Raw genomic sequence first — 23,391 nt, forward strand, 5'->3', positions numbered from 1 at the left:
TGATAGAAAGCTTAACGAAAGGCCGAGCCCGACAATCGTCGGCACGGGTTTGTTTGCGCTCGACGTCGTAATCGACCGTGGTGCAGCAACTGCCGAGACGTGCTTGGGTGGCTCTGCAGGCAACGTGCTGGCCATTCTTGGTCACCTGGGGTGGCATACCGTACCCATAGGTCAGCTTGGTTATGACGCGGCCGCAACGAAGATCGCAAATGAGTTCAGTCGACTTGGCGCGGATACGCGCTTTCTTACGCGCTCGCAACACCAGGCTACGCCAGTGGTTTATCAGTTGCCGGGCAAGGCTGGAGATACCCATGAGTTTAGCTTTCGTTGCCCCGTTTGCGGTCGCAAGCGGGGCTACAAGCCTCCGGTCGACGACGGCACTGCAATGCCCCAGCTACACTCGCTTGATGCGCCTGACGTCTTCTATTTCGACCGCACAACCCCTTGGGCTCTTGAGTTAGCCGAGCGCTATCGGGAAGGCGGAACACTAGTTGTGTTCGAGCCTTCAGCAATTGGAAACGATTTAAGTTCGTTCGAGCAGGCGATCCGCGCTGCGCATATCGTTAAGTATGCAGACGATAGAATCGTTGAGATGGAAGGTGTCGACTTTTCCGCTGTGGAGGTGGAAATACAAACACAAGGAAAAAAAGGGCTGAGATTTAGGATGGGCGGCGCCGTAGAGTGGCATCACCTGACCGCGATATCTGTTCCATATTTGGCAGACACTGCAGGCGCAGGCGACTGGTGCACCTCCGGCTTTCTTTATGCAATGCTCGGCAATATTTTTGAAAACGGTGGCCGGGGTATGCTTTCTGTAAGGCGGGTACGCGAGTCACTCCGCTTTGGTCAGATCCTGTCTGCGCTAAATTGCATGGAAAAAGGGGCCCGGGGATTGGCTCGTCGCCACCGGTCCGTTCAGCTCGTTAGCCTGGCCGCTTCTATCCGTAACACTATGGCGTCATCGGTGCCAGGACGTGACATCGACGTGGCCAACAGAAGTGATCAGCAACGCTGCGCGCCGACAGCAGGTACCACCGCCATCATGTCGTCGCTACTATGCTGCGAGGCTTTCGCCGGCTAGTTTTTTGGCTGCGCTCTTGCGCTTAACGGGCGCCTTCACTTCCGCACGAAGCTTGTCACGTAACTCCATCAAGAGCACGCCGAGCATATTTTTGCCGACGCCATTGACTTCGCCCCATAGGCGATTGACCGCGTTGTCAACTGTCGCAACCTCTACCAGGCGCGCATCGCCAGTGGACATCAGCAGCTCGCGTAAATCATCGTGCTGAGTAAATTTTGCCAGCAGTACTCCACGCATCCGTTCAAATTTGGTCTTCGACCAATCAGGACTAATGTCCCAGACATACAGACCATGAGCGGCCATGGCCAGCAGCGAGGGAGAAGGTGCATCCATAAGCCATTTCTTCACTGATTCCTTACGTGCTTTTCCTGCTTGATAGGCGTGCTCGGAGGTCTGGTATTCCACGCCGTCAAAGATGATCGGCCGCTTGTAGAGGTTGCTGAAAACCCCGTAAGGCTTTTCATTGGCACGATAAAACCCAATTTCATCCATTTCTCGCTCTCCTTCGAACTGACTTCTTGTTGATGGTTACCTCGTCCTGCGTTCCTGCTTCCGCTACTTGGTTTGCTACCTCGCCCGCGACACTTGGCGGGGCCTGACCTTTCGCCCGCCATACGCCTAGTACCCTCGAGACTTCCTCATCAGGAAGCATGGAAAGCATCTGCAGTAGAGCTTCCATCGCGGCAGGCTCACGAGCTCCGCGCATCCATTCTGCAAATGCGCGCTGCGACACCCCGAGAGTCGACGCCATTGCCGCATATGAGATACGTTGATTCGCTGCGCGCTGCAAACTAAACATGATCGCAGCCAGAGTCTCACTTACGCCAGAACGATTGTTGTTCATTTTATGCCGAAAAATGTATTTTTTAAGTATATTACATTGATCTTTATGTTTTTTCTAGTATTGCTATAAAAAAGAATTTTTAAAAAGTGTGCACCAAAACCCCTTCTCAAATGGCGACAAACGATGAGTTTACGTGCTCTGAACAACTGCATCGGCGATAACGATCTCGAAACAGCGTGAGGAAGGTGTGGCACTCGAAAGTGCAAGCAGTACCGGGGCGCGCTGCACTATCACGAGCAGTAAATGCGGCGGCTGCGATCCAGACTGGCTCTGGAACAATGATACCTGGCGCCGCAAATTGACGATCTCGGGCTCCTGTTTTCCCATAGTATGAGAAAACCTGGCACTTGTCGCGTCGCCGGGTCTGGGCATCAGCGGCCGCTCCGCGTCGTAAATGCTGCTTGAACGATTTCGGCAGTGTGAGTGCTAAAGCCTGTTTCGAATCGGCAAAGTCAGGAATCGAAAGCGCTGGCGCCACACTGGCAGAAAGAGGTTTTCGACAGCCAAAGCTCCGTTGTAAAGTCCTTAGGCTAGTCGCCGGGTTGGCGGTCGCTGTCGCCCGAGCCCATATGCAACCGCGCCCATTCCTCTTACGCAACCTACCTAGAAGGCAAGCTGAGGGGACGTTGCACTAAGTTGGGTGGATTGGGTCTTGAGGCTCTACACGGGCCAAGCTTTGCTGCATTTGCCAAACGGCGCGGTGATGCAATGAGCGCCTGCCTGCCAGTTCAGCGGTGAAAGCGGCGCGTGCTGCGACGGCGAGCGCCAACGCGCCTTCTCTTCCATATTTTTCGACCGAAAAGCGCTTGCTGCGCATAGTTGAGCCTTTTACTTGAGGACTGCGAGCGACCCAAGACCCATTTTTTGTCTTGCCTGACGGGTGGGAATAAAATACCCCGGCGGTGCCACTGGTGTTGGTAATGTTGATGCGTGAGACCACCTCGGCGATACGTGGCGTCGGGATATCGCGAAAAATCGTATCCCGCCAGGTCTCTGCAGCTGCCAATGCGCTATCGGCACCACCAAACACAGAATCAGAAAACGTCTTACGGTACTTGCGCCCAGCACGTTCGATGCTTACGCGCCAGTTTCCAGTCCCGCCTTTTGTCTGATAACGACCAATATAGGGCACACCGGTACGGTTCGAAGGTGCCGCCAGGTACGCCAAGCGTCGCGCGTCCGCGGCGCGAAGTGTTTCGGCCGCCACCTCGCGCCTAGCTTGGCGTTCCCGCTCGCCGAGTGCACGCTCTTGCGCTCGCAACGCGCGTCGCTCGGCAGGTTGGTTAAGCATGGCTTCCAGCGCGACCATATGGGCTCGACTGCTAACTAGAACGGGCTGCATCTGCGCTCGAAATAACGCGCCGTCTAGCTCGGCTAAGCCCTGCTCACGCGCGGCGATCGCCAAACTTTTCGCCTCTACCTCGCCCAGCAGTGCAACTGGAAAACTTCGGGAAAAGGTTGTGCCATCGCAGCGCGGAATGCGCGCGATCCAATACTCATTCGTCACATCTTCGCCCAACCGCGTGCTGTAGCGCTTCTCGCGCCTCGCTACACCCGCTATTCCCGATGTGTTGTTCCTACGTAGGATGCTGCAAAACTGCGCCAGGGAGATTGGAGCATGTTTAGCGACGATCGTGTCACGCCAAGCCTGCGCCATTTGAAGAGCAGCCGCTTCGCCACCGCAGCGATGTTCCCAAAACCGCTTGGTGAAGATTTTTCGATTCCGCCTCAATACCACATGGAGCACGTGGCCAGCTGTGGCGTGAGGAATACGGTAAATGCCGATGCGATCAGGCGTGTGCGCGTGCCGTAGCTTGGTTGCCGGTCGCATGTTAATTTTCATTCATGAAATAGCTAGGAAGTAGGTCGTTGGGCGGTACCCAAGCGGGGTCAGAATATTATCGACGAAAAGCCTATTTCGAGCAGCAGTTGCCGTGCTGCACGATGTTCAACTGGGCGGCACGACAAGCATGTCCAGCACCTCTTCCTCAATCATAAATATTAGCAATATGATACAATACTGAGTTAATTGCTGACCCCGGCACACTCAACCTGGTGTTTCGCCGAAGCTGCGCCAATGAGGCGTTCATCTGTTCTTTACGTACCCATCAGGAGCCATCGCATGAGCTTGCAGGAAATGATCAGCGAACGTCAGCACGACCGTTTGTTGCGACTCTCGTTCCCCAATGGAGACGGTCCTTCGGCACCTCTACTGGTCAATCGGATCGATGCCTACGAGAGCTTGTCCCGCCCGTTTGAATTCACCGTCGAACTGCTATCAGACGATCCAAACATTGCTCTGAAAGAATTGCAGGGCAAAATGATGTGCGTTGAGTTGGTCCGCCGGGACGGAACAATGCGCTATTTTACTGGGCGTGTCTTCGGTTTTGCCTTGAAGACCGTGGATGGCGGCGTATCGTTTTACGAAGCAAAACTGGGACCTTGGTACAAATATCTCAGCATGCGTAAGGACAATTATCTGTTCCACTACACGACCATGTATGACCAGACCGCCAGCATCTTCGGTGACTATGGCGGGCTGGCGGACTGGGACTGGCGTGTCCAGGGAGCATCGGATGTGTTCACCGACTGCTGTCAGTTCGATGAGAGCGACCGCAACTTTCTGGAGCGCCGCTGGGTCGCCGCTGGGATCTACTACTGGTTCGAGCACACAGCCGCAGGACACAAACTGGTCTTGTCGGATGATTCAACCGCAACCGAGCCGATCGACGGAAATCCTGAGGTGCCGTTTCAACGGCACGGAGGTTCTGCTCTTGAAGACGGGCTGGGCGAATGGTCGCCAGCCCGGCAGATCGTAACTGGCAGCGTAGCCCTTGCCTCGTTTGACTTCAAGTCGCCCCACCCGGCTTTGACTTCGCTACCGACCGTCAATCAGCAAGGCGACGTCCCCAACATCGAATCATATGAATACACCGGTGCCCTAGGATTCAAAAGTGGCGGCGGCCGGACCTTGGCTCAGTTGCGCATGGAAGAAGTAGAGGCCGTGGGCAAGCAGTTTGAGGGCAACGGGAATTGCCGTGCCTTGATACCAGGGCGCTGGTTTCGCCTGACTAATCATTTTGATGCGAGCAGTAGCGGCGCTGACGATCAGGCGCGCGAGTTCCTCATCACGGAAGTGACGCATAACGCTTCGAATAACTATCACGTCAAAACGACGACCGAATCGCATTACGAGAGTCGCTTGGCGTGCATTCGTAAGATCATACCGTTTCGCGCGGGACGGGATCACAATAGCGTCGAAACGAAAATCCATGGCATACAAACGGCAACAGTGGTCGGTCCCGCAGGCGAAGAAATTCACACCGACGAATATGGTCGTGTCCGCGTTCAGTTTCACTGGGATCGTGTCGGTAGCAATGATGAGAAAAGTTCTGCTTGGATCCGCGTAGCAACACCATGGGCAGGGCCAAACTTTGGCATGACCTTCATTCCTCGCATAGGAGCGGAAGTGCTCGTGCAGTTTCTTGATGGAAACCCTAACCGCCCGGTCATCACCGGCATGGTGCCCAACGCCGATACGATGCCACCATGGACGCTGCCCGCGAACAAGACACAGAGCGGCATCCTAACACGTTCGACTCCGAAAGGTAGCTACGACAACGCCAACGCACTTCGCTTCGAAGACAAAAAAGGTCAGGAGCAATTGTGGCTGCACGCGGAAAAGGACCAACTCACGGAAGTTGAAAACGACGAAGATAAATGGGTAGGCAATGATCGTCGAAAGACGATCGATCGGGACGAAACAAATCATATTAAGCGGGACAGAACCGAAATAGTGAACCGAGATGAGACCATTACGGTTCACCACAATCGATTAGAAACTGTCGATAATGATGAAACGATTACCATTCACAACAATCGTAAAGAACGTGTTGATCATGATGAAACAATTAGCATTGGCGACAACCGATCGGAAGACGTGGGAAAAAACGAGACGATCAATGTAGGAGGGAATCGTACCAAGTCTGTTTCTAAAAACGAAAAAGACAAAATCGGAAAAAATTGGTCGATTAACGTATCGAAGATGAAAACCGAAACCATTGGCATGGCTTACATGCAGAATGTCGGCATGGGCCGAATGGAGAACGTTGGGCTCGGATACAGTCTCAACGTCGGAATGATTATGTCATCGATCATTGGAGTAAATAAGATTACTAAGGTGGGGGCAGACTACTCTATAACAGCAGGAAAAACTTTCACCATTGCGGCAGGCGGTGAGGGTGGCAGCGCTTTAAAGATGGATGCAGATAGCATAACCCTTACTATTGGAAAATCAAGCATTACGATGAAAAAAACGGGTGAAATCGATATCGCTGGCGATAAGCTGCAAATTGCTGGGACGGATAACGTGTCGATTATTAGCCCTAATATTAATAATAATTAGCGGAATCGACAGGTAAATGCCTGCGGAGAGCACCCTTGAATTGTTCGCTTACTAATCAAACGCCCCTGCTGGCTGCAGTGCGTCTCCACTGCGACCATTTGGGAAAGTCACATGTACTTGTGATAGCCAAGGGAACGTGGTCACTTAGCACGGGTCGTATGGCTTCAGCCGAACGGCAAGTGTCGTTGTACGAATATCCTGTCAATATTCGTCTGGGTGACTTGAAGCTTGATCAAAGCCAAAAGGAGGCGATGAGATCTCGGCTTGATGAAGAAATTGTTTGGCTTGGGTATGATCTGTCGCCTCCTAAGCCGGCCTTTGATGTGATTGTTGCAGGATATGTGACCGCACCCACATCATGTTCGGAGATGTTTATCGACGCTGGTATTCGGGTAGGTACTCGCACGGCAAGTATTCGAGCGCATGTTCCCCGGTTCTGGCAAAGCCGCTGGATCGGTTATAAAGCAACACCCCTCGCGACTTCGGTGCGGCGAGTTCCTATTACCTATGCTGTTGCGGACTGGGCACAAGGGTTCAATATTGATCCAGACCAAGATAAATCATCGCCACTTCCAAAGTATTTGCCATGGATTGAATCACTAAACGCAAGCGCGAATCACCGCCGGCACTCACGTGCCCCGGCGGGCTTTGGGTGCTGGCCCGAAAGCGCAACGCACAGACAAGCCTACCTTGGCACGTTTGGCAAAACTTGGAAAAAGGATGGTTCTCCCGATTTGCCACGGGATTTCAATCCGCGGTTCTACAACGTTGCTCATCCGGACCTGCAACTGCCAGAGGTCCCCGCCTCAGGCACTGAGATTCGACTAGTGCATTTGGCGGAGAAGTCGATAATTGACTTTGCTTTTCCTTTCTTATCCCTCGCGGTTCAAGCGCGCACGGGAGCCGGACATGAACTCACACCGACCTCGCTGCGGCCAGACACTTTGACGATAGAACCGGACGAAGACCGGCTTTCAATAGTTTGGCGGGTACTCATTCCAACAGGCACTGGTGATAGTGCAATTCGGATTGTGCGTCTTTTCAAGCCACCCGTTAGCATTAGGTAGCCATTAAATTACTACCGAAGTTCTGAATCGCCAAGTATTTCCTGAAGGATATCATGCAAAAAAATGCCTACAAATTCAAGCGCGCCGCCACAGTGGGCCAATTAGACCATTGCTTGGCGGTCGTAACTTCAGTTAATGGGACTCGGTGCGTACTCGATTACGAAGGGGGCCAGCATTCTGCGTTTGTCGCCACCCATGTTCCTGCACTCGTTGTTGGGCAACGCGTGGCTTTTCTTAACGGCGGCACAGATACCACCTGCCTCGTGGTCGCGGCTTGGCCGTTGGCTGGACATCCTGCCGAGCCTCTGCTCAATTTTGATGCGTCTACAGGCACATTGCGAATTCAAGCAGCTCGCCTGAACTTGCAAGCATTGGCAATGGTTGAACTGACCTGCGGTGAAACGCGAATCCGCTTGAGCTTGGATGGCAAAGTACGCATCGAGGGGGCAGAGATTGTATCCGCCGCGATTGGCTCTAACCGAATTGAAGGGGCAAGCATTGACCTCAACTGAAATCCCACGAATCGGCCATCGTCTGCCCCCATTGGCAGGCCTGCTCGATGATACGCTGGACCAGGCGCTTCGTGCGCGGCAACGGCGCGTGATGATGGAAAATAGCGCGAGCGGGAACTTAGGCGCGCTGCGGGTACCTGATCGAGCATTAGACCGCTTGCTCCAAACGGCCGCATTGTATGGCACTGATGCAGCGCGTCAACTCGACGCCGCTATCGATTCAAACACGAGTGACAGGAAGGCGGCCGCCGTATTTTTCCGAATAGCACTCGCTGTACAAATGCACGATCCCGATTTTTGTAATCTCGCTGCGCGCTTTAGCGGCGAGTTCGCGAAGGCAGTCCACGATGCCAGTTGGTTCTATCCTGTCCCCGTTGGCCCATTTAGTGACAACGTTGAGCACATCGTCAGCCTTTTTAAGGTCAGCGCTGACGCATCGGAGTTGCACAAACTGGCTGTCGAACTGGCGGGAAGGCGCGACGTGAAGGCGCTGGGTGACGATATCTCCCGACTCCTAGATAATGATAACTTGTCAAAGCATGCTGCCCTGGCGCTCGCTAGAATGGGGCATGGATCAGACGCCGTTAGGTCCATTATCAGGGAAGCAGTGGAGTCTGATGATACACACGGTCACAAGACGGCGATTGATATGTTATCCGCAGATCCTCGTCTTGCCTCCGACGCAGTCCTGTCGCTGGCGATCACGAAGGATATCGAGGGATCGGAGATTGCATGGGCTATTTCTGCATATCGTGAGCCCCGCCGAACATTTCTACATGCCATGACACTCGCGCCATCGCGCGAATCCCTTGTACTTCGTGTTGTGGCTGTTACAGGGTACATTGAAGGCATCATTCGGGCGTGCGCCACGATGTCCGGCGCCGAGGGACCGATTTCACCGGAACAAGCGGATGTACTTGAGATTACCTTGGGTGAGGTTCCGGAAGAAGCGCGCCGAGTTCCAAACGATCGAAATGCGAAGACAAAAGCACTTCGGGAGATCGTCCTGCGCGTGTGCCGGGAGTCACATGTGGCAGTTTGCAATGATGCGGATTTGGGAGGTTGGAATATCGACGAAATTCTCTCCAATCCTGAGCAGACAAGTGAAATCAGGTTCCGCAACGGGTTACCCGTAAAGGGTGAGGTTCCAGTGCTTGGTAAGGCAGTGCTTGAGGTGACTCACGCAACGCGTCAGTGGTTTTACACTGAGCGGGCTGCCTCTGGTCAGCACGTCTTTGCTCTATCGCCGTTTGACGTGGCGAGACGCCAGGAACTTGCCCTGATGGTGAGCGAATTTGCCGACGAAATGCGCCCTAAATAGCATGTTTTTCATCCACGCTCCGCAACTCTTCTAACACCATAGGGCTCGCATGTCTCATATACCCTCGCCCTTACTCGTGCTGCGTTCAAGCGGCATGGTTACCGCAGTCGGAAACTCTACCGCGCAAACTGTCGCATCTTGGGTTGCGCAATCGCGCCGCTTCCGAAAGTTTCGGCTCGATGGTTTTGCAGATCCATTCACGATCGTCGACTGCCAAAGCATCACCTCGGAACTATTTGGTGCCGATCGACTTGCGGCATTGCTCCCGTCAGCGATTATTGAGGCAATCGAGTCAGCTCCAGATTTGTCAGCATCAGCAGATGCTCCATGTCTCGAAATTCTCATTGTGCCGCCTCGGATGGGTAGCGCAGACTGTGAGCGTTTGAGCAGTGAAATGACGTCATGGTTGGCTCCATACCATGGTTGGTCCGACCGCCCACGGCAGCGATTAATCGTGAGCGGCGGTGCAACTGCTGCGTGGTCAGCGCTCGAACATGCTTACCAAGCACTTTTAGAGAATCCTCATTTGCAACATGTACTAATTGCTGCCGTTGATAGCGCATGCGATCCCACTCAACTGACGGAATTGGCGAAGGCCGATTTTTTACTTCGTCCTGGCAATTCAGAGGGAATTGTCCCTGGCGAGGCGGCCGCATGCGTATTACTTGAACGCGTTGCCAACGCCGCACAAATCCCAGTAGGAAGCTTCGCCATACACCGCCCCTCGCTGGTCTTGGCAGGGAGCCCGTTCTGGCCTTCAGTCAATGCCTCAGAGGCATCCGCGCTTGGTCAGACCCTTGCGTCGGCATTGAGTCTTGCGGGAATGGAGGCGGTGCATATAAGTCACCTTGAAAGCGATATGGATGGTTCAAATTGGCGAGCATTAGTTGAAGCATCCGCATTGAATCGCGTGATATTCAGCGAGACGACAGCCTTACCCCAATGGCGACCCGCCACCTTGCTCGGTCAAACAGGAGCGGCTTTCGGGTTGATTGGCTGGGTTTTGCCAGCCGTGTTACATGATCAAGCGATAGAGTCCGTCAATACCGTACTTCACTGGTCCATAGAACCATCTGGCGAATGTGCCGCCTGTGTCATCGAACGCTCGCCCTATTAAACGGATTCAATCACATCATGCCAACTAATGTTCGTACCGATAATAACGACTTGGTCACGCAGTACGCCCGTGGCATCGTTTTCCAACCGGCCGACCCAGTATTGTTAAAGCCGAAAGGCGACCCGGGCGTTGCTCCACACTTTAACATAAGTACGAGCATCAACAATCCAGCCGGCACCGTATATGACCATAAAACTAGGGTTGCTCACAGTGAGAGTTACATGGGACGGGGAAAGCACCTTCCCATCGTCATAGTTGGGCGCAAAACGGGACAGGTGAATGGTGACAATGGCTTTCTGTCTTGGGCGAAAACGCTTTATGTAGAAGGCCGGGGCGCAGTTATGCACGGCGTTCAAACTGGGGTGAACGCACTGTGGAGCATGCTGCCTCCAGCGCTCAAGAATGTCGTCCAGAATGGTGGTCAAGTTGCAGGTGGTATGACAACCAAAGACTTTGCAGATGCAGCACGCGAAGACGCTGAGGCAATGCTCGATGCGTTGAAGTCAACCGATACATTGATCGCTCTCGCCCAGACGGCTGCGATGATGGGCGTGGCTGCAATCCCCGTGGTAGGGCAGATTGCTGGCGGCGCGATGGCTGTCAAGCGAATCATGTCTGCGGTTGAGGCATCAGCTGGAGCTGCTGAGGAACTGAAGGCAATGATGGAGCGTTGGAGTAAGCCAATGAGTCCGACCCAGATTGCGGCCGAACGCAAGAAATTGGCATCATTTCTAATCAGAGTTGGGGTATCGGTAATTTTGGCCGCATTGGGTAAGGCCATGGGCAAGCTTTCGGCCCGCTCCACTGGAAAAGAAAACTCCTCGAAAGATGTTGAAGTCGGAAAGAAGGGAGCCCCAAAACGAAGCTCCTGTGCCTGTTCCATCGGAGACCCTGTCGTTATCGCTACCGGCGAAAAGCTGTTGACGAATGATGACTTCAGTCTTCCAGGACCAATTTCAATCAAATGGAAACGCCAATACCGGTCAGGTGACCCCCATTCAGGTTGGTTCGGTCAAGGTTGGAGTACACCATTTGCCGTGGAGTTGGGACTGTCTTTGGATTCCCTAACCTACAGGGATGAATCAGGCCGTGCTGTGCGTTTCCCAGCGATAGGAAACGAAGGCGAATATTATGACGCGTACGAGCAAATCACGGTTCGCCATCCTTCCGAAAATAAATGGGAGATCCTCTTTAAAAATGGCGTGACGCAACATTTTCACAGGCTGCAGGAGGATTACTTTCTGCTACCTTTACAGAGTATTTCTGACCGCAATGGCAATGTTATCGTCCTAACTTACTCCGAGCCGCCCAATGATCCTTTTGACGCATGGCGGCCACATACAATCGTCGATTCTGCGGGGCGCCGTCTGCGGCTCACTTGGAACGATCAAGCTAAACTTATAAGCGTAACGGCATTGTTGGAGGGTGGCGCATCATCGGAACGTTTAGCGACGTACGAATATAGTGCTGAAGGTGATTTGTTAGCACATATCGATGCAGTTGGGGGCAGGCGCGAATACGAGTGGAGCAACCACATGCTGACCGGATATGCCCAACGTAACGGAGCGCGTTTTCGTGCCGAGTATGATGAGTTCTCGACCCATGGACGGGTCACTAAATCCTACTCACTCGATGACAATAGTGGGCTAATATTTTCATATAATGACCAAGCTCGCCGTACAACGGTTACCGACGCAATTGGCCGCAGTACTCATTATGAATACGACGAGCGCAAAGACGTTGTGGCAACTATTGGCCCAGATGGAATTCGACATGAAACGCCCTATGATTCTAATGGAAATCCCCGGGGCGCGCCTGATCCACTTGGTCGCCAGACACATGTTCGCTTTGATCAACGCGGGAACTTGACCGAGTTGGTTGATCCAACGGGCGCGCGAACTGTCTTGGTGTATAACGGATTCGATCTTCCGCAGACTTTAATAGATGCACTGGGCGCTACTACTCGCAGCGAGTACGATGGTCGTGGCAATCTCATTAAGTCCATCGATGCACTTGGTCAAGTAACGCTTCGCACATTAAATGAGCGTGGTGAGATAGTTGCCATCACTGATGCTAAAGGTGGGCGCAGCAAGTTGGAGTGGGATACTGCGGGTAACTTGGTTACATATATAGATTGCTCAGCCAACACAACCTGCTTTTCCTATGACGAGCTAGGACGGATTGTGTCTAGAAGTGACGCTGTAGGCAATCTTACCACCTACCAATGGGATTTGAATAACCGTCTATTGGAGCGATGTGAGCCTGACGGGGCAATTCATCGCTATACCTGGACACCTGATGGCATGCTGGAAACTTACCTTGACCCATTAGGTGAACTGACGAGATATCGTTACGACGCTCGCAATGCTCTGCTGGAAAGCGTTGACGCCAACGGCTATTCGCTGAAGTACACCTATGATCTTACTGGACAATTAGAAAGTCTGACGAACGAAAATGGGGATACTACCTATTTCCACTACGACTTAGCTGGACAACTGACCGATGAGATCGGATTTGATGGCCGACATCAACGCTATTGCTACAACTCTGCTGGCGAGCTTACGCATTTAGTCGAGGCAGGAGGAAGTGCAGTTGGGCCGGGCAAGGTCCAGCTACTTGTTCGCGACGCGCGGGGGCGCTTGATTGCGAAGGCGACGGAGACGAGTCCTGAGCCAATCGCCACCTACCGCTACGACGCTCTAGGACGATTAAAGCAAGCGCGGAATTCAGCTGCTGAGCTTTTGTTTTCCCATGATGCTATTGGACAGTTAATTTCCGAATCACAGATTCTTTACGAAGGTGCCCAAGCAAGTTCTGCGCGAGTTCTTCACCATACTTACGATCCCTTAGGTAACCGTACTCGCACTGCGCTCCCGGACGGCAACGTTATTAATTGGCTGTATTATGGTTCAGGACATCTCCATCAGATAAATATGGAATGCCCTGCTGGGGGTGACGGGCATATTGTCAGCGACATGGAGCGTGATTCGCTTCATCGTGAGATCACGCGAACGCAAGGAGCGTTGCAAAGCTATTATGACTACGATCCTACGGGACGTTTAGCCACGCATGAGGTCAAGTTGATGGGTAATATCCCCGGTCCTGTGGCGGCAAGCGACCGACAGTATCGGTATGACCCTGCCGGAAACCTCCTATCAGCAATCGATCAATCGCGAGGATTAAAAGATTACCGCTACGACCCTGTAGGCCGGGTTGTCGCTGCGACCGGTTCCCACCCTGAGTTTTTTGAATATGATCCTGCAGGAAACGTATTCGCTCCTTCACAACGAAACCGAGCTTTTGCGTCGGGGAATCGTATTGAGAGATATCGCGACCTAATATACACTTACGATCATTATGGGAACATTGTGACGCGTGAGCTTAGTACCGATACTACTCATTTTTGCTGGACCATCGACAATTTACTGAAAAGCTCCAGCGTTACACGAAACGGCCTGACCCAGACGACCCACTATGAGTATGATCCATTGGGAAGACGGGTGCGCAAGTCTGATTCCTTCGGTAGTAGCATCTTCCTTTGGGACGGCGACCTGATGATTCAAAGCAGTCGCGGAAGTAAGGACGCGACATATCTCTTCGAACCGAATAGCTTCGTCCCTCTTGCCACATTGCAAAATGACGAAGTATACTGGTATCAGTGCGATCAGGTTGGGCGTCCACTTGAACTAACAGACCTTGGAGGCAACGTAGCGTGGGCGGCTGATTACACTGTTTGGGGCGAAACGCAGCTACTTGATGGGACCACCGGCGGAACTAATTTAGTTTCTAAAGTTAATGTAACAAATTGTAAATTGACGCAGCCATTTAGATTCCAAGGGCAGCAGTTTGATGAGGAAACAGGGCTTCATTACAATCGCTTTCGCTACTTCGACCCATACGCTGGCCGGTTTATTTCAGAGGATCCAATTGGGCTGAACGGAGGCGTGAACCTGTATGTTTATGCTCCGAATCCGAATGCGTGGATCGACCCGTGGGGCTTGGCTACTAGCGGCCAAATTGGCACCTACGGAAGTCTTAACGGTGGGACAAACGTCGGAGATAATCTGGACGTACATGAGCTTGTTCGACATGAAGCACTGCACCAGATGGGTTGTGCAAAGAAAAAAACCCGAAACAAAGACAATCCGTCAATTGCGCTAGATGGAACGACGCATGACCAAGTGCACGTGCATGAAAATGCGTTGGCGCTGAAACACCTGAATGTTGGAGTCAATCAATTCCAATTTGGACCTGATGGGTATCCAAGTAAACAGCAGTTAGACGTTTGGCAAGGGGCGATCCGCAAAGGGGGAGTTAAGGCTGCGGACGCACGGCGGCTCCGAAAAGCAGCAGAAAAGTATTTGAAAAAATTGTGCTGTTGTTAGCAAATCGATCACAGGGAAAACTATGTACACTGAACTTCTTTTCACTAACCGGCCACCTGCCGGTGACGAAGCATACGTAGGTGGTGGGGCCAGAATGGATTCGAGCGTCTCGTGGCCTACGGACGAAACTGGCGCTCCGCTCATGCATCTGATGGCCATTCCGTCATCTTGGTTTGGGGACGATTCGATGGCGGGTTGGATATCGATCTTCATACCGTACGTGCCCAATGAAGTGTCTCACTACGCCCGGTTACGAGCGAGAGAGGGTACTTCTGCGGCCAAAGTCATCGCATACAACCCAGTTGATTCGATGAGAAACGAGTATGCAGCGTTAAATTTGGATGCCAAAGCCGTAGTGCAAAGCGAGTGTGATGAAGAAGATGACGATGAGAACTTAGCTTCAAAGCTTGGCGGCGTTCGCGCGTGGCTTCAAAAGCCGATCACGGTACCTGGCTATCACTATGCGATGGCAATATACGGGGGCGATTTGGATGAGCCCCTCAGTCCGGCAAGGGGAATCCTGTCAGATGGCTTGGGCTATCTTTTCCTGGCCGAAGAGGGGGCACGCGCCAATGGCGACGCAGGACGATTTTTTCTCCAACTAGGATAGCGTCATGGCGGGGGCGGTATGGGAATGCATGCTTGCCCCCTGCTAACGAAGGTTGCACTTGCAAAACTCCGACATACTGCTCCCTTGCAGCTTGAGGTGTGCTGTCAATAGCTGACACTCTTGTTTCAAGCCCCCTGTTGTTGGCACGACTCGGAATTTACCCCGGTGCTCCGATTTTCACTGATTCAGGTGATCTTGCCGACAGCGGCGCTAAGCCAGCGTTTGCCGAGAGTTGTATGGGTCACAGATTTTAGGCGTGGTGGTGAGTTCCACGTCGGCGTTAATAGCAGCCGAAAAGGGGATCCATGAGCCGATGGGGAATTGGGACGTTTTTTTTAATTAGGAAAACGTCATGTTCCCGTGACACTGAGGCGCGAGCCTTCCAGAGGCGATCACGCTGACTTCTCAGATATGCAGAGCATTGAGTGGATTTGTGTCTCACTGTTGGAACCTCAGCGGCGATGGCTCTGGCCTGTGACAAACTTTATTGTTTGTGGCGCTATTTTGTTGGGTTGATTTCGCATCTCGCGACCAACTTTGGCCCGGGCCGTGGGGCTATAATAATCAAGTACTTAGCGAGCCGATTCCGACCAACTTTATTTGTTCCAGTCACTCAAATGTGGACGAACAATAAAGTCTGATACAAAACCATAGAGTCTGACACAAGGCGCCCCCCAGACTATATGCAGGTGCAGCAGCCCATGTATGCCAGTTTTTGGCCACATGGGCTCTTTTTATGCTTCGACCTTGGAGTTTCCATGATCACATGTCACATGGCATGTGGCGAATTTCGTAGGTAAATCAGGCAGTGCGCATTTGCCGTCTTGGGCGTTGTTAGGGACTGGGCCAGATTGACCCACAACGCCGACGTTGATTTACCTGAGTCCGAAGCCACGGAGTCCATGCAAGCCGAACTACTGGTCTGCGATGAGTCGCGGGGGCCGAGTGTAGGTAGTAGCGCAGCGCATGTCAGCAAATCGCTATCATCAGACAACTCGACATCCGGTTCAAGACGGCGCTGCGTCGACACTGACGAAATCCGTACCTCGGGATGGGAATGGAGTAAAAATGGACGAACGAACAGGCGCGGGATGGTGTGGATATTTGGCAGGCCAGAGCCCGCTGCAAGGAAGTGGTCGGGTTGACGGTTTTCCGTGGTATTTTCGTGCGCGTGGTTCATCTTGGTCGCTTGAAATAGTCGATGATAAAGACGTTGATCCAGAGCAGCTGCCATGTGTTGGTGTGCTGCCCGGTTGGCTCGTTGAAGAAGATTACGGAAGATGGCCGCAGGCGGGGTATATGACGCCAATGACTGCTTGGCCACTGATTGAAAAATGCATTGAGAAATTCCGCGCGGGGCAATTGCCGTATATATTTCCAGAATAGGCGGCGTGAAACACCGGAGCTCAGCGTCAAACCAGGTCGTCTTCACGAGCGTTCGTGATGTTTCGTTGACTTGGGATTGAGCGGGTGGGCTGGAATCGACGCCATTCAATGTGGAGGTGTCGTTCAGCGAGTAGCTAACTTAGCCGATCTATTCCATGAACATGCCCCCCAAAAAATGGCGACGCTAAGCGGATTTGTTAGTCTTGTTTTTGGCCGCGCGAGCCTTCCGTCTTATCCCCCTTGTATGTATTCCTTTAGGCGCAAACGAAGCGGACATTCCGGGCGCAGCGTGATGTTGAAGGCCGGCCGGGGCGGCGCCATCCCTTCGGGAACGCTCACCGTGAAGCGCTGCAACAGCATTGCCGCGATGACCGTCATCTCCGTCGTTGCCAGGTGCTGGCCCAGGCAAACTCGGGGACCTGTGCCAAATGGCATGAAGGACCCACGCGGCAAGTCCGGCGCGCCACAGTCAAAGCGCTCGGGGCGAAATGCACTCGGGTCCGGATACCAGCGTGCATCGTGCTGCATTAACTGCAGGGGCACCATGAACATCGTTCCAGCGGGAAGCTGCCAGCCGCCCAGCGTCATCGCCAGCGTGGAGCGGCGCGACAACAGTACCGGCGCGGCAGGATACAGGCGCAGAGTTTCTTGCAGCGTAGTGGCCAGGTAGGCAAGCGAGGGAAGATCCTGCGCGCTGGGTAGCCTGCCTTGCAATACCGTCTCCACCTCGCGCCGCGCCAGCTCCTGCGCCTGCGGGTTTGCCGCCATGCACCAAGCCCACCAGGTCAGCGTTGCCGCCGTCGTCTCGTGGCCGGCCAGGAAAGCAGTCATGCATTCGTCGTGCACGGCCTTCAGTGGCCAGGCCGCAGGATCGTCGCGGTGCAGAACCAGCAGCCGGCTGAGCAGATCTTCCGGCCATGCATCAGGCGCCAGCGCCAGCCTTTTCTCGACGTGTCCGCTGATCAGGCGCTTGAGCAAGGCAATGCCTCGCCGCTTGGCGCGTTTCCACGGCATCCAGTCGGGCAAACTTGCCGGCCAGTACATCTCGGCATTCGCGGCTTTGGCAGTGTCGTTCAGCGCACCTTCCGCGGCGCGCGCGTCCTCGTCAATCTCACTGGAAAACATCATGCGCAAGATGACGTCCATCGTGAGGGAGGTAAGAGCGCTTTCAATATGCCAGTCTGCCTCGCCCCTGGGCCATAGTGCAAACGTCTTCGCGGCGGCACCCGCTATAGCCGGAACGAAGGCTTGCACCGCCTTAGGCGAAAAACTTGGCTGTAAGGCGGAGCGCTTGGCGCGCCACGCTTCACCCTCGGCGGTGAGAACGCTGTGCCCGTGCAGCTGCGAAAATACGCTGATGCCTCGCTCCCAGCGGCGCAATTCCAGGTGATGGCCGACCAACAGATCGCGCACCAGTTGCGGGTCGGTCACCACAATTTGGTGTTCAGGCCATATGCGCAAATGGACCACGTCGCCGTATGCCTGGCGCCATTCCGCCACCGAGCCCAGCAGGTCACGGGACATGCGGCGTAGCAGGGTCCAGCCGGTCAGTCCGGACGGTGGTCCCGGGGGCCACACTCCCGGCGGATGGAGGGAAGGCGCGGCAGCGTTTTTGCCGTGCCCGTATGGGCATTGTGGAGGCGAGGTCGTATTCATGACAGCATTGTCGACCTCGGCTGGCGTTGTGTATTGAACCGAAACGACATCACCGCTTGGGGAAGCTGCTTGCTATACTGGCAAGCGATGAGCTCCATTCAACCACCGCTGTCAATGCTTCCGCCAGGGCCGCTGGAGCGCGGCCCGCGCGCCGACGGCCACGGCGCTCCGCATGCATGGCTGCGTCTGGCGCCTCCCGCATTGCAGGGTGCGCTGGTCGCCTTGGTCGGCCGTGATACTCGCTCGCTGGCCTTGACGAGTGCCCAGCGCCTGTCCCACTTTCCCGCGTCACCCCTGGTGGCGATTTCCTGGTATCGCGGCCTCGATGCGGGATTGATTGGGGACAGCGCAAGCGGGCCATGCTGGCGCCCGTTTGCGGCGCCGGTTGTCATCTCGGGCAGCCAGTCGCACCCTACAGTGAGCTGGGCCCCGAGCACGGGCCGGGGCTACATGGCTTGCTTCAATGCGGACGCGGCCCAAGCCCTGTTCGGGTTTGACCTCACCGCCATTCAGGATCGCTTTGTTCCAGCAGCCGAGCTGCTGGGCGCGCAATGGGCTCCTCTCTGGGATGCACTCCTGGCCAGCGAAGATGACGCCCTGCTGTCGGTGTTGGAGAACCATCTTGCTGTGCCGTGGCAGGCTTGGCAGGGCAGGACGGGCGCACAGCCATCGCTGCGCCAGATGGGCAGGCACTGGGTCGAGCGCCTCGCGTGGAAGGCCCAGCAATGGAGCGGCGTGCACAGTACGCGTCATGTGGAACGGCGCATCAAGTCATTTAGCGGGCGCTCCCTGCGTGAGTGGCAATCGCTGGTCCGCACCGAGGATCTGTTCTTCGCCGCGCGCGATCGCTACGAGGCCGGGCAGCCGCTGGACTGGGCCGGCCTGGCGCAGTCCCAGGGCTTTGCCGACCAGGCGCACATGAACCGGGCGACCAAGCGGATTACCGGTTTTTCTCCCGGCGAATTCGCGCTGAGGTTCATCATGGACGAATCGTTCTGGATGTATCGGCTGTGGGTTTGAACGCGGCTTCGGGTGGCGCTTATCGGGCATCTGTTATTCGATTGAGGGTAGCTGAACGGAATCTACGGGCTACTACACCTAGTGTCAAATGATTGTCAGGAACGTAGGGACCGGCGGCTGCGATCGGTAACGCGACGGTGTTCCGCAAACGCTTACGCCTTCAGCAACGCACAGGCATAAGAGAACTCAAATTCCGCCCGGTCGAGCTCGACCTCGAACAGCGACAAGTTGATCACAGTGAGCCACAGCACGTGACACCGCCCGCATTGGCGATCATGTCCGCCACCACCAGCATGCCGTTCTCGCTCACAAGCCCGGCGGAAAAGATCCTGAGCCGCCCACCAGCGGCCCGCAGGACAAGGACCAGATCAACCTGACCGATGAAGAATCACGCAGGTCGCCCATGAATGGAATCTGGTGGCCCTTGTGCGGAATCTGAAACGCATGAAGGCGCTGAAAATGGCCTGATCGGGCCGACACGCCCAGAAATCAGGCCCAAAAACGGCCACATCAGAAGCCTGCTGGCGCCTTAAGACGCCTTTGCGGAAGGATCACGAAAATATGACAGCAAGACCGAATTGCCTGCCGCTCAATCGTCGGCTTCAAGCGTCAAGTCCGACAGGCTGCAAGCCGCTGGTGCGCATGGCCTATTCCAGCGAGGATACGGCCGCTATCGACCCTTTGGCCGTTGGCGAAGTGTGGCACGCAGCTGACGGTTCCAACCATACCGTGGCGCGCCTTTGGTAAGACACAGTAAAGCCGCACTCCCTCCTGATCCCGGCCATTTTCTGCACGGGCTTATCTTTTTCTGATATTGATCTCATTTTAGCCCTCACGCTAAAAATTAATCTATATTTTAGTGTGCAAGCTAAATCCTGTTGCTATTCGCTTCCGACGGTGTTAGTCTAAACGCTAAAATACGATATAAAATTTAGGCTAAACGCTATGAAAATCTCGGAACAGCTCAGCGCCCACCGTGCAAAATCGGACCGTACCTTGCAGCAGATTCACGACGTAACGGGCATTGCGACGTCGAGTATCAGCAAGCTGCTCAGCGGAAAGTCGGACGCGAAAGCTGGTACGCTCGAAGCGCTGGCAGACGCGCTCGACGCTACCTGGGTTTTGGTGCCCAAGCATCTGCTTCCCGAAGTGCAGCGGCTGCTGTCCGGAAAGGCCATCGGCCCCGACGAGGCGCCGTCGACCGTAGACCAACTGTTCGGAGGTGGCGCCAATGAGTAACGAGCTCCTGCCGCGCTACCTGGACGTCTTCCTGCAGGGCCAGCATATCGGCTGGCTGTGCGAAGCGGGGCGTGTAACGCGCTTCATTGCGTCGGACGAATACGGGGCAAACGCGCGCCGGCCTACCTTGTCGATTTCAATGACGGTACCCGGCGAGGACGAGCTGACCCGCAAGACCTTGACCAACTACTTCGACAAGGCGGTCTACCGTGAGCGCGGCGAACTGCCGCCGTTCTTCGCCGGCCTGCTGCCCGAGGACGCGCTTCGCCGGCGCCTGGCGGCAACGCGCAAGGACCCGCGCGACATGGATGACTTCGGCGTGCTGGCCGCCGCCGGCGAGGATTTGCCTGGCGCGGTCCAGGTGCTGCCGGCCGACCTGGACAAGCTCACGGCGACTGCCCGGGCATTCGGCGTCACGGGCGGCTCGGACAACCTCGAAATCGGTGTGCCGGAACAGGCGGCCGAGGGCGCCGCATCGCTGTCGGGCGTCCAGGACAAGCTGGCGCTGTCGAGCGCGCAAAACGGCCAGCGCTACTGCATGCCGGTCAAGGGCACGCTCTCAGACCTCATTGCCAAGCTGCCGGCCAAGGGTGACGACTCGCAGGTCTTCAACGAATATGCGTGCATGCAGCTGGCCGCGCAGGCCGGCGTGAACATCGCGCAGTGCCGCACGGTTCAGATGCGGGAAATGGTCGGTCGCGACGAGCTGGTGGCGGCCCTGGGTCCGGACACGCATTTCCTGGCGGTTGACCGGTTTGACCGTGGTCCCAGCAGCGCGGTGCACATGGAAGATGCATGCCAGCTCCTGCGCCTGATGCCGGGCCAGAAGTACGCCGGCCGCGAATACTTCGTTCGCCTGGTTCAGGTGCTCAACCGCTTCAGCACCCGCGGCATCGAGGACGTGCGCCAGTTCTTCATTCGCCAGGTGGTGAACACGCTCCTGGGCAATTCGGACGCGCATCTGAAAAACTTCTCCGTGCTCTATCACAACGGCGTGATGCCCGAACTCTCGCCGGCCTACGACATCGTGTGCGTCGCGGCGCTGCCGGGCTTCCAGGGATTCGGCACCAACGTTGCCATCGACAAGTACCAGCGCAAGGAAACGGTCGACGCCTACCTTGCCGTGGCCAAGAGCGCCGGCATCTCCGAGCGCATTGCCAAGGCGGCAGTCAAGCAGACGGTCAACCTGGCCAAGGAGCTGTGGCCGGACGCGCTGGCCAAGTTGAACGCGCCGGCGGCGGTGCGCATCGAGATTCTGGACCGGCTGGCCACGCTGCCGCTGGCGAAATAGCGCCTGCCGAAGCGATTTTTGTTGGATTGAGCCCGCAGGGCGGCTTCTGGCACGTTCTTCCAGCCACACTTGTCGGCAAGAACAACTACCGGCGCGCGCGCTCACCGACGATGACGATTCCACCAGATTTTCACAAGAACAGGTCGAAGTACGCCAACTTGGCGGCTACCTACGACATCACGCCGATTCGCCAGTTCAAGCTCCTGCCGAATCGGCCGGAGCCGGGCCTGCACCGGGAACTGACGGACCACGCCTATCAGTTTATTGCCGCAAAAAAGGGTGGCGGCACACCGTTCTTTTTCAATACCGGCAGTTCCAGCGGCAAGCAGCTGCTACAGGCAACGGGTAAAACCATGCCGCCGCTGGAGTCGTGGGAGTCGGTCGTTGGGGTGCCGGGTCCCGGGCCTGGGCCAGCGGTCCCGCCTGGTCCGCCGGTGCTGCCTGGTGCGCCGGTGCCGGGCGCGATGTGCGCATTGAATGCGGCGCTGCTGCAGCTGCTCAATCTGTTCTTTCTCAAGCACGCGCTCGACCCGACAAAGCCGAGCGGAAAGCTCTACAAGGCCATCAACCAGCACCCCGGCGTCCCACAATACCAGGCCGCCCACGCCATCAACACCATCCTGATTCAGTTCAAGGAAACCTCGGCCGACCTGGTCAACTGGTTGAAAGCGCAAGTCAGCGCGGCGAAGGTGCGCGCCTTTGACTTCACCATCCTCAGCAACTATCTCAATACGCTGCAGTCGCAGCCGCCAGTCGTGGCCATCTGAGCGCAACACCGTAACCGTTCGATGGCCGTCGGGTGTATGCCTGACGGCCCTTTCGCATTGTGGACCTCAGCGCCGCGCTCGGTTCTAAACAGCCAGGTAGGTCATGCATCCTTGCGCGGGCGCCCGCGACAAGGCAAGAGGAACACTTATTGAAAAAGGAAGCAAAATGCAACTCAATCTCGCGCAATTTCTGGCCGCGCTGCAGCAGGCTGCGCTATTGCTGGGCAGACGCTTTGGAAACCTCCTTGCACTCAAGTTCCCAGCGCATGGGAATGGTGTTGGGCATTGCCACTTCCAGTTGGGTGACCACTAGACTAGGCCTGCCGAAGAGGCGGAGATTGATTTCGATAGGAATCATACATGGCCCAAACGGTGTCGCTCCTTGAAAAAATTTGTCAGCCCGGATATACAAAATTTTGCCGGGAGCGATATGTTGAGGCGTTGCGAAACTTAGGTGCCAGCCACTATGATAGCGGCTGGAAAACATGCGGTCACGCAGAGGGTTAAGGATTAATTCCGTCGCGGCGATCGTCGTGTTTCCCTGATTGAGAATGGAAATATAGGAGCCAATTGCAAAACGATTTTTCTGAACTGGCCGGCATCACGGGAGCGCGACTTTCCATCGCATTTTCGTGATGCTGGACGAATTCTGGTCGGTTATGGTGGCGGAATCATGGTTAATCTCATTCT

General features: G+C 55.1%; 17 protein-coding genes. 14 read left to right on the forward strand and 3 right to left on the reverse strand.

Annotated elements, in window-relative coordinates; all coding sequences use genetic code 11:
* Positions 1-49 precede the first annotated feature (49 nt).
* Positions 50-1,081 carry a carbohydrate kinase family protein gene (locus tag F2P44_RS31305; RefSeq protein ID WP_167093486.1) on the forward strand — a complete coding sequence of 344 codons (1,032 nt, stop codon included), beginning with the start codon at positions 50-52 and terminating at the stop codon, positions 1,079-1,081.
* On the opposite strand, the gene ybiA is transcribed toward F2P44_RS31305, so the two are convergent.
* On the reverse strand, positions 1,055-1,573 hold the full coding sequence (ybiA, locus tag F2P44_RS31310) for a riboflavin biosynthesis intermediates N-glycosidase (RefSeq protein WP_167093488.1): 519 nt from the start codon (positions 1,571-1,573) through the stop codon (positions 1,055-1,057). The two genes, F2P44_RS31305 and ybiA, sit on opposite strands and share 27 nt — an antisense overlap.
* 983 nt (positions 1,574-2,556) lie before the next feature.
* Positions 2,557-3,768, reverse strand: coding sequence for an HlyD family secretion protein (locus tag F2P44_RS31315; RefSeq protein ID WP_167093490.1), 1,212 nt, complete (start codon positions 3,766-3,768; stop codon positions 2,557-2,559).
* 279 nt (positions 3,769-4,047) lie between these two features.
* On the opposite strand from F2P44_RS31315, the gene F2P44_RS31320 reads away from it, so the two are divergent.
* From F2P44_RS31320 to F2P44_RS31355, 8 genes are all read left to right on the forward strand, one after another.
* Complete coding sequence (locus F2P44_RS31320) at positions 4,048-6,330, forward strand: type VI secretion system Vgr family protein (RefSeq protein ID WP_167093492.1); 2,283 nt, start codon at positions 4,048-4,050, stop codon at positions 6,328-6,330.
* Positions 6,331-6,407: 77 nt separating this feature from the next.
* Entirely contained in the window at positions 6,408-7,397 is a 990-nt protein-coding gene (locus tag F2P44_RS31325; protein WP_370662774.1) for a DUF2169 domain-containing protein, read from the forward strand.
* 53 nt (positions 7,398-7,450) lie between these two features.
* Positions 7,451-7,909, forward strand: a complete 459-nt coding sequence (locus F2P44_RS31330; protein WP_167093496.1) for a hypothetical protein — start codon at positions 7,451-7,453, stop codon at positions 7,907-7,909.
* Positions 7,896-9,230, forward strand: coding sequence for a hypothetical protein (locus F2P44_RS31335; protein WP_167093498.1), 1,335 nt, complete (start codon positions 7,896-7,898; stop codon positions 9,228-9,230). The genes F2P44_RS31330 and F2P44_RS31335 overlap by 14 nt, the downstream gene beginning before the upstream one ends.
* 94 nt (positions 9,231-9,324) lie before the next feature.
* On the forward strand, positions 9,325-10,347 hold the full coding sequence (locus tag F2P44_RS31340) for a hypothetical protein (RefSeq protein WP_167093500.1): 1,023 nt from the start codon (positions 9,325-9,327) through the stop codon (positions 10,345-10,347).
* A gap of 362 nt (positions 10,348-10,709) precedes the next feature.
* Positions 10,710-14,732: an RHS repeat-associated core domain-containing protein gene (locus F2P44_RS31345; RefSeq protein WP_167093502.1), complete on the forward strand. Its 4,023-nt coding sequence runs from the start codon at positions 10,710-10,712 to the stop codon at positions 14,730-14,732.
* Positions 14,733-14,874: 142 nt separating this feature from the next.
* Positions 14,875-15,342 carry a hypothetical protein gene (locus F2P44_RS31350; protein WP_223165137.1) on the forward strand — a complete coding sequence of 156 codons (468 nt, stop codon included), beginning with the start codon at positions 14,875-14,877 and terminating at the stop codon, positions 15,340-15,342.
* A 1,068-nt stretch (positions 15,343-16,410) separates the two neighbouring features.
* Positions 16,411-16,728 carry a hypothetical protein gene (locus F2P44_RS31355; protein ID WP_167093506.1) on the forward strand — a complete coding sequence of 106 codons (318 nt, stop codon included), beginning with the start codon at positions 16,411-16,413 and terminating at the stop codon, positions 16,726-16,728.
* A 231-nt stretch (positions 16,729-16,959) separates the two neighbouring features.
* Here F2P44_RS31355 and F2P44_RS31360 read toward each other — a convergent pair whose 3' ends face one another.
* The gene (locus F2P44_RS31360; RefSeq protein WP_167093508.1) at positions 16,960-18,384 is read right to left on the reverse strand and encodes a cytochrome P450; all 1,425 of its coding nucleotides are present in this window, start codon (positions 18,382-18,384) and stop codon (positions 16,960-16,962) included.
* Between the two features lie 33 nt (positions 18,385-18,417).
* Between F2P44_RS31360 and F2P44_RS31365 the strand changes: the two genes are divergently transcribed.
* The 5 genes from F2P44_RS31365 to F2P44_RS31385 all read left to right on the forward strand — a co-directional run bounded on the left by F2P44_RS31365 (position 18,418) and on the right by F2P44_RS31385 (position 23,014).
* Complete coding sequence (locus tag F2P44_RS31365) at positions 18,418-19,404, forward strand: helix-turn-helix domain-containing protein (RefSeq protein ID WP_308610485.1); 987 nt, start codon at positions 18,418-18,420, stop codon at positions 19,402-19,404.
* A gap of 945 nt (positions 19,405-20,349) precedes the next feature.
* Positions 20,350-20,643, forward strand: coding sequence for a helix-turn-helix domain-containing protein (locus tag F2P44_RS31370; protein WP_167093510.1), 294 nt, complete (start codon positions 20,350-20,352; stop codon positions 20,641-20,643).
* On the forward strand, positions 20,636-21,934 hold the full coding sequence (locus F2P44_RS31375; RefSeq protein ID WP_167093512.1) for a type II toxin-antitoxin system HipA family toxin: 1,299 nt from the start codon (positions 20,636-20,638) through the stop codon (positions 21,932-21,934). The genes F2P44_RS31370 and F2P44_RS31375 overlap by 8 nt, the downstream gene beginning before the upstream one ends.
* A gap of 26 nt (positions 21,935-21,960) precedes the next feature.
* On the forward strand, positions 21,961-22,701 hold the full coding sequence (locus F2P44_RS31380; protein ID WP_167093514.1) for a hypothetical protein: 741 nt from the start codon (positions 21,961-21,963) through the stop codon (positions 22,699-22,701).
* A 166-nt stretch (positions 22,702-22,867) separates the two neighbouring features.
* Complete coding sequence (locus tag F2P44_RS31385; RefSeq protein ID WP_167093517.1) at positions 22,868-23,014, forward strand: hypothetical protein; 147 nt, start codon at positions 22,868-22,870, stop codon at positions 23,012-23,014.
* The last annotated feature ends 377 nt before the right edge of the window (positions 23,015-23,391 follow it).

Origin of the sequence: Massilia frigida, from assembly GCF_011682175.1 — a bacterium.
Taxonomy (GTDB): domain Bacteria; phylum Pseudomonadota; class Gammaproteobacteria; order Burkholderiales; family Burkholderiaceae_D; genus Telluria_A; species Telluria_A frigida.

Bases quoted from the DNA above. Each gene is read 5' to 3' on its own strand.
- ybiA (WP_167093488.1), bottom strand. From the start codon at position 1,573: ATGGATGAAATTGGGTTTTATCGTGCCAATGAAAAGCCTTACGGGGTT.
- F2P44_RS31315 (WP_167093490.1), bottom strand. From the start codon at position 3,768: ATGAAAATTAACATGCGACCGGCAACCAAGCTACGGCACGCGCACACG.
- F2P44_RS31320 (WP_167093492.1), top strand. From the start codon at position 4,048: ATGAGCTTGCAGGAAATGATCAGCGAACGTCAGCACGACCGTTTGTTG.
- F2P44_RS31330 (WP_167093496.1), top strand. From the start codon at position 7,451: ATGCAAAAAAATGCCTACAAATTCAAGCGCGCCGCCACAGTGGGCCAA.
- F2P44_RS31340 (WP_167093500.1), top strand. From the start codon at position 9,325: ATGGTTACCGCAGTCGGAAACTCTACCGCGCAAACTGTCGCATCTTGG.
- F2P44_RS31350 (WP_223165137.1), top strand. From the start codon at position 14,875: ATGCATCTGATGGCCATTCCGTCATCTTGGTTTGGGGACGATTCGATG.
- F2P44_RS31355 (WP_167093506.1), top strand. From the start codon at position 16,411: ATGGACGAACGAACAGGCGCGGGATGGTGTGGATATTTGGCAGGCCAG.
- F2P44_RS31360 (WP_167093508.1), bottom strand. From the start codon at position 18,384: ATGAATACGACCTCGCCTCCACAATGCCCATACGGGCACGGCAAAAAC.
- F2P44_RS31370 (WP_167093510.1), top strand. From the start codon at position 20,350: ATGAAAATCTCGGAACAGCTCAGCGCCCACCGTGCAAAATCGGACCGT.
- F2P44_RS31375 (WP_167093512.1), top strand. From the start codon at position 20,636: ATGAGTAACGAGCTCCTGCCGCGCTACCTGGACGTCTTCCTGCAGGGC.
- F2P44_RS31385 (WP_167093517.1), top strand. From the start codon at position 22,868: ATGCAACTCAATCTCGCGCAATTTCTGGCCGCGCTGCAGCAGGCTGCG.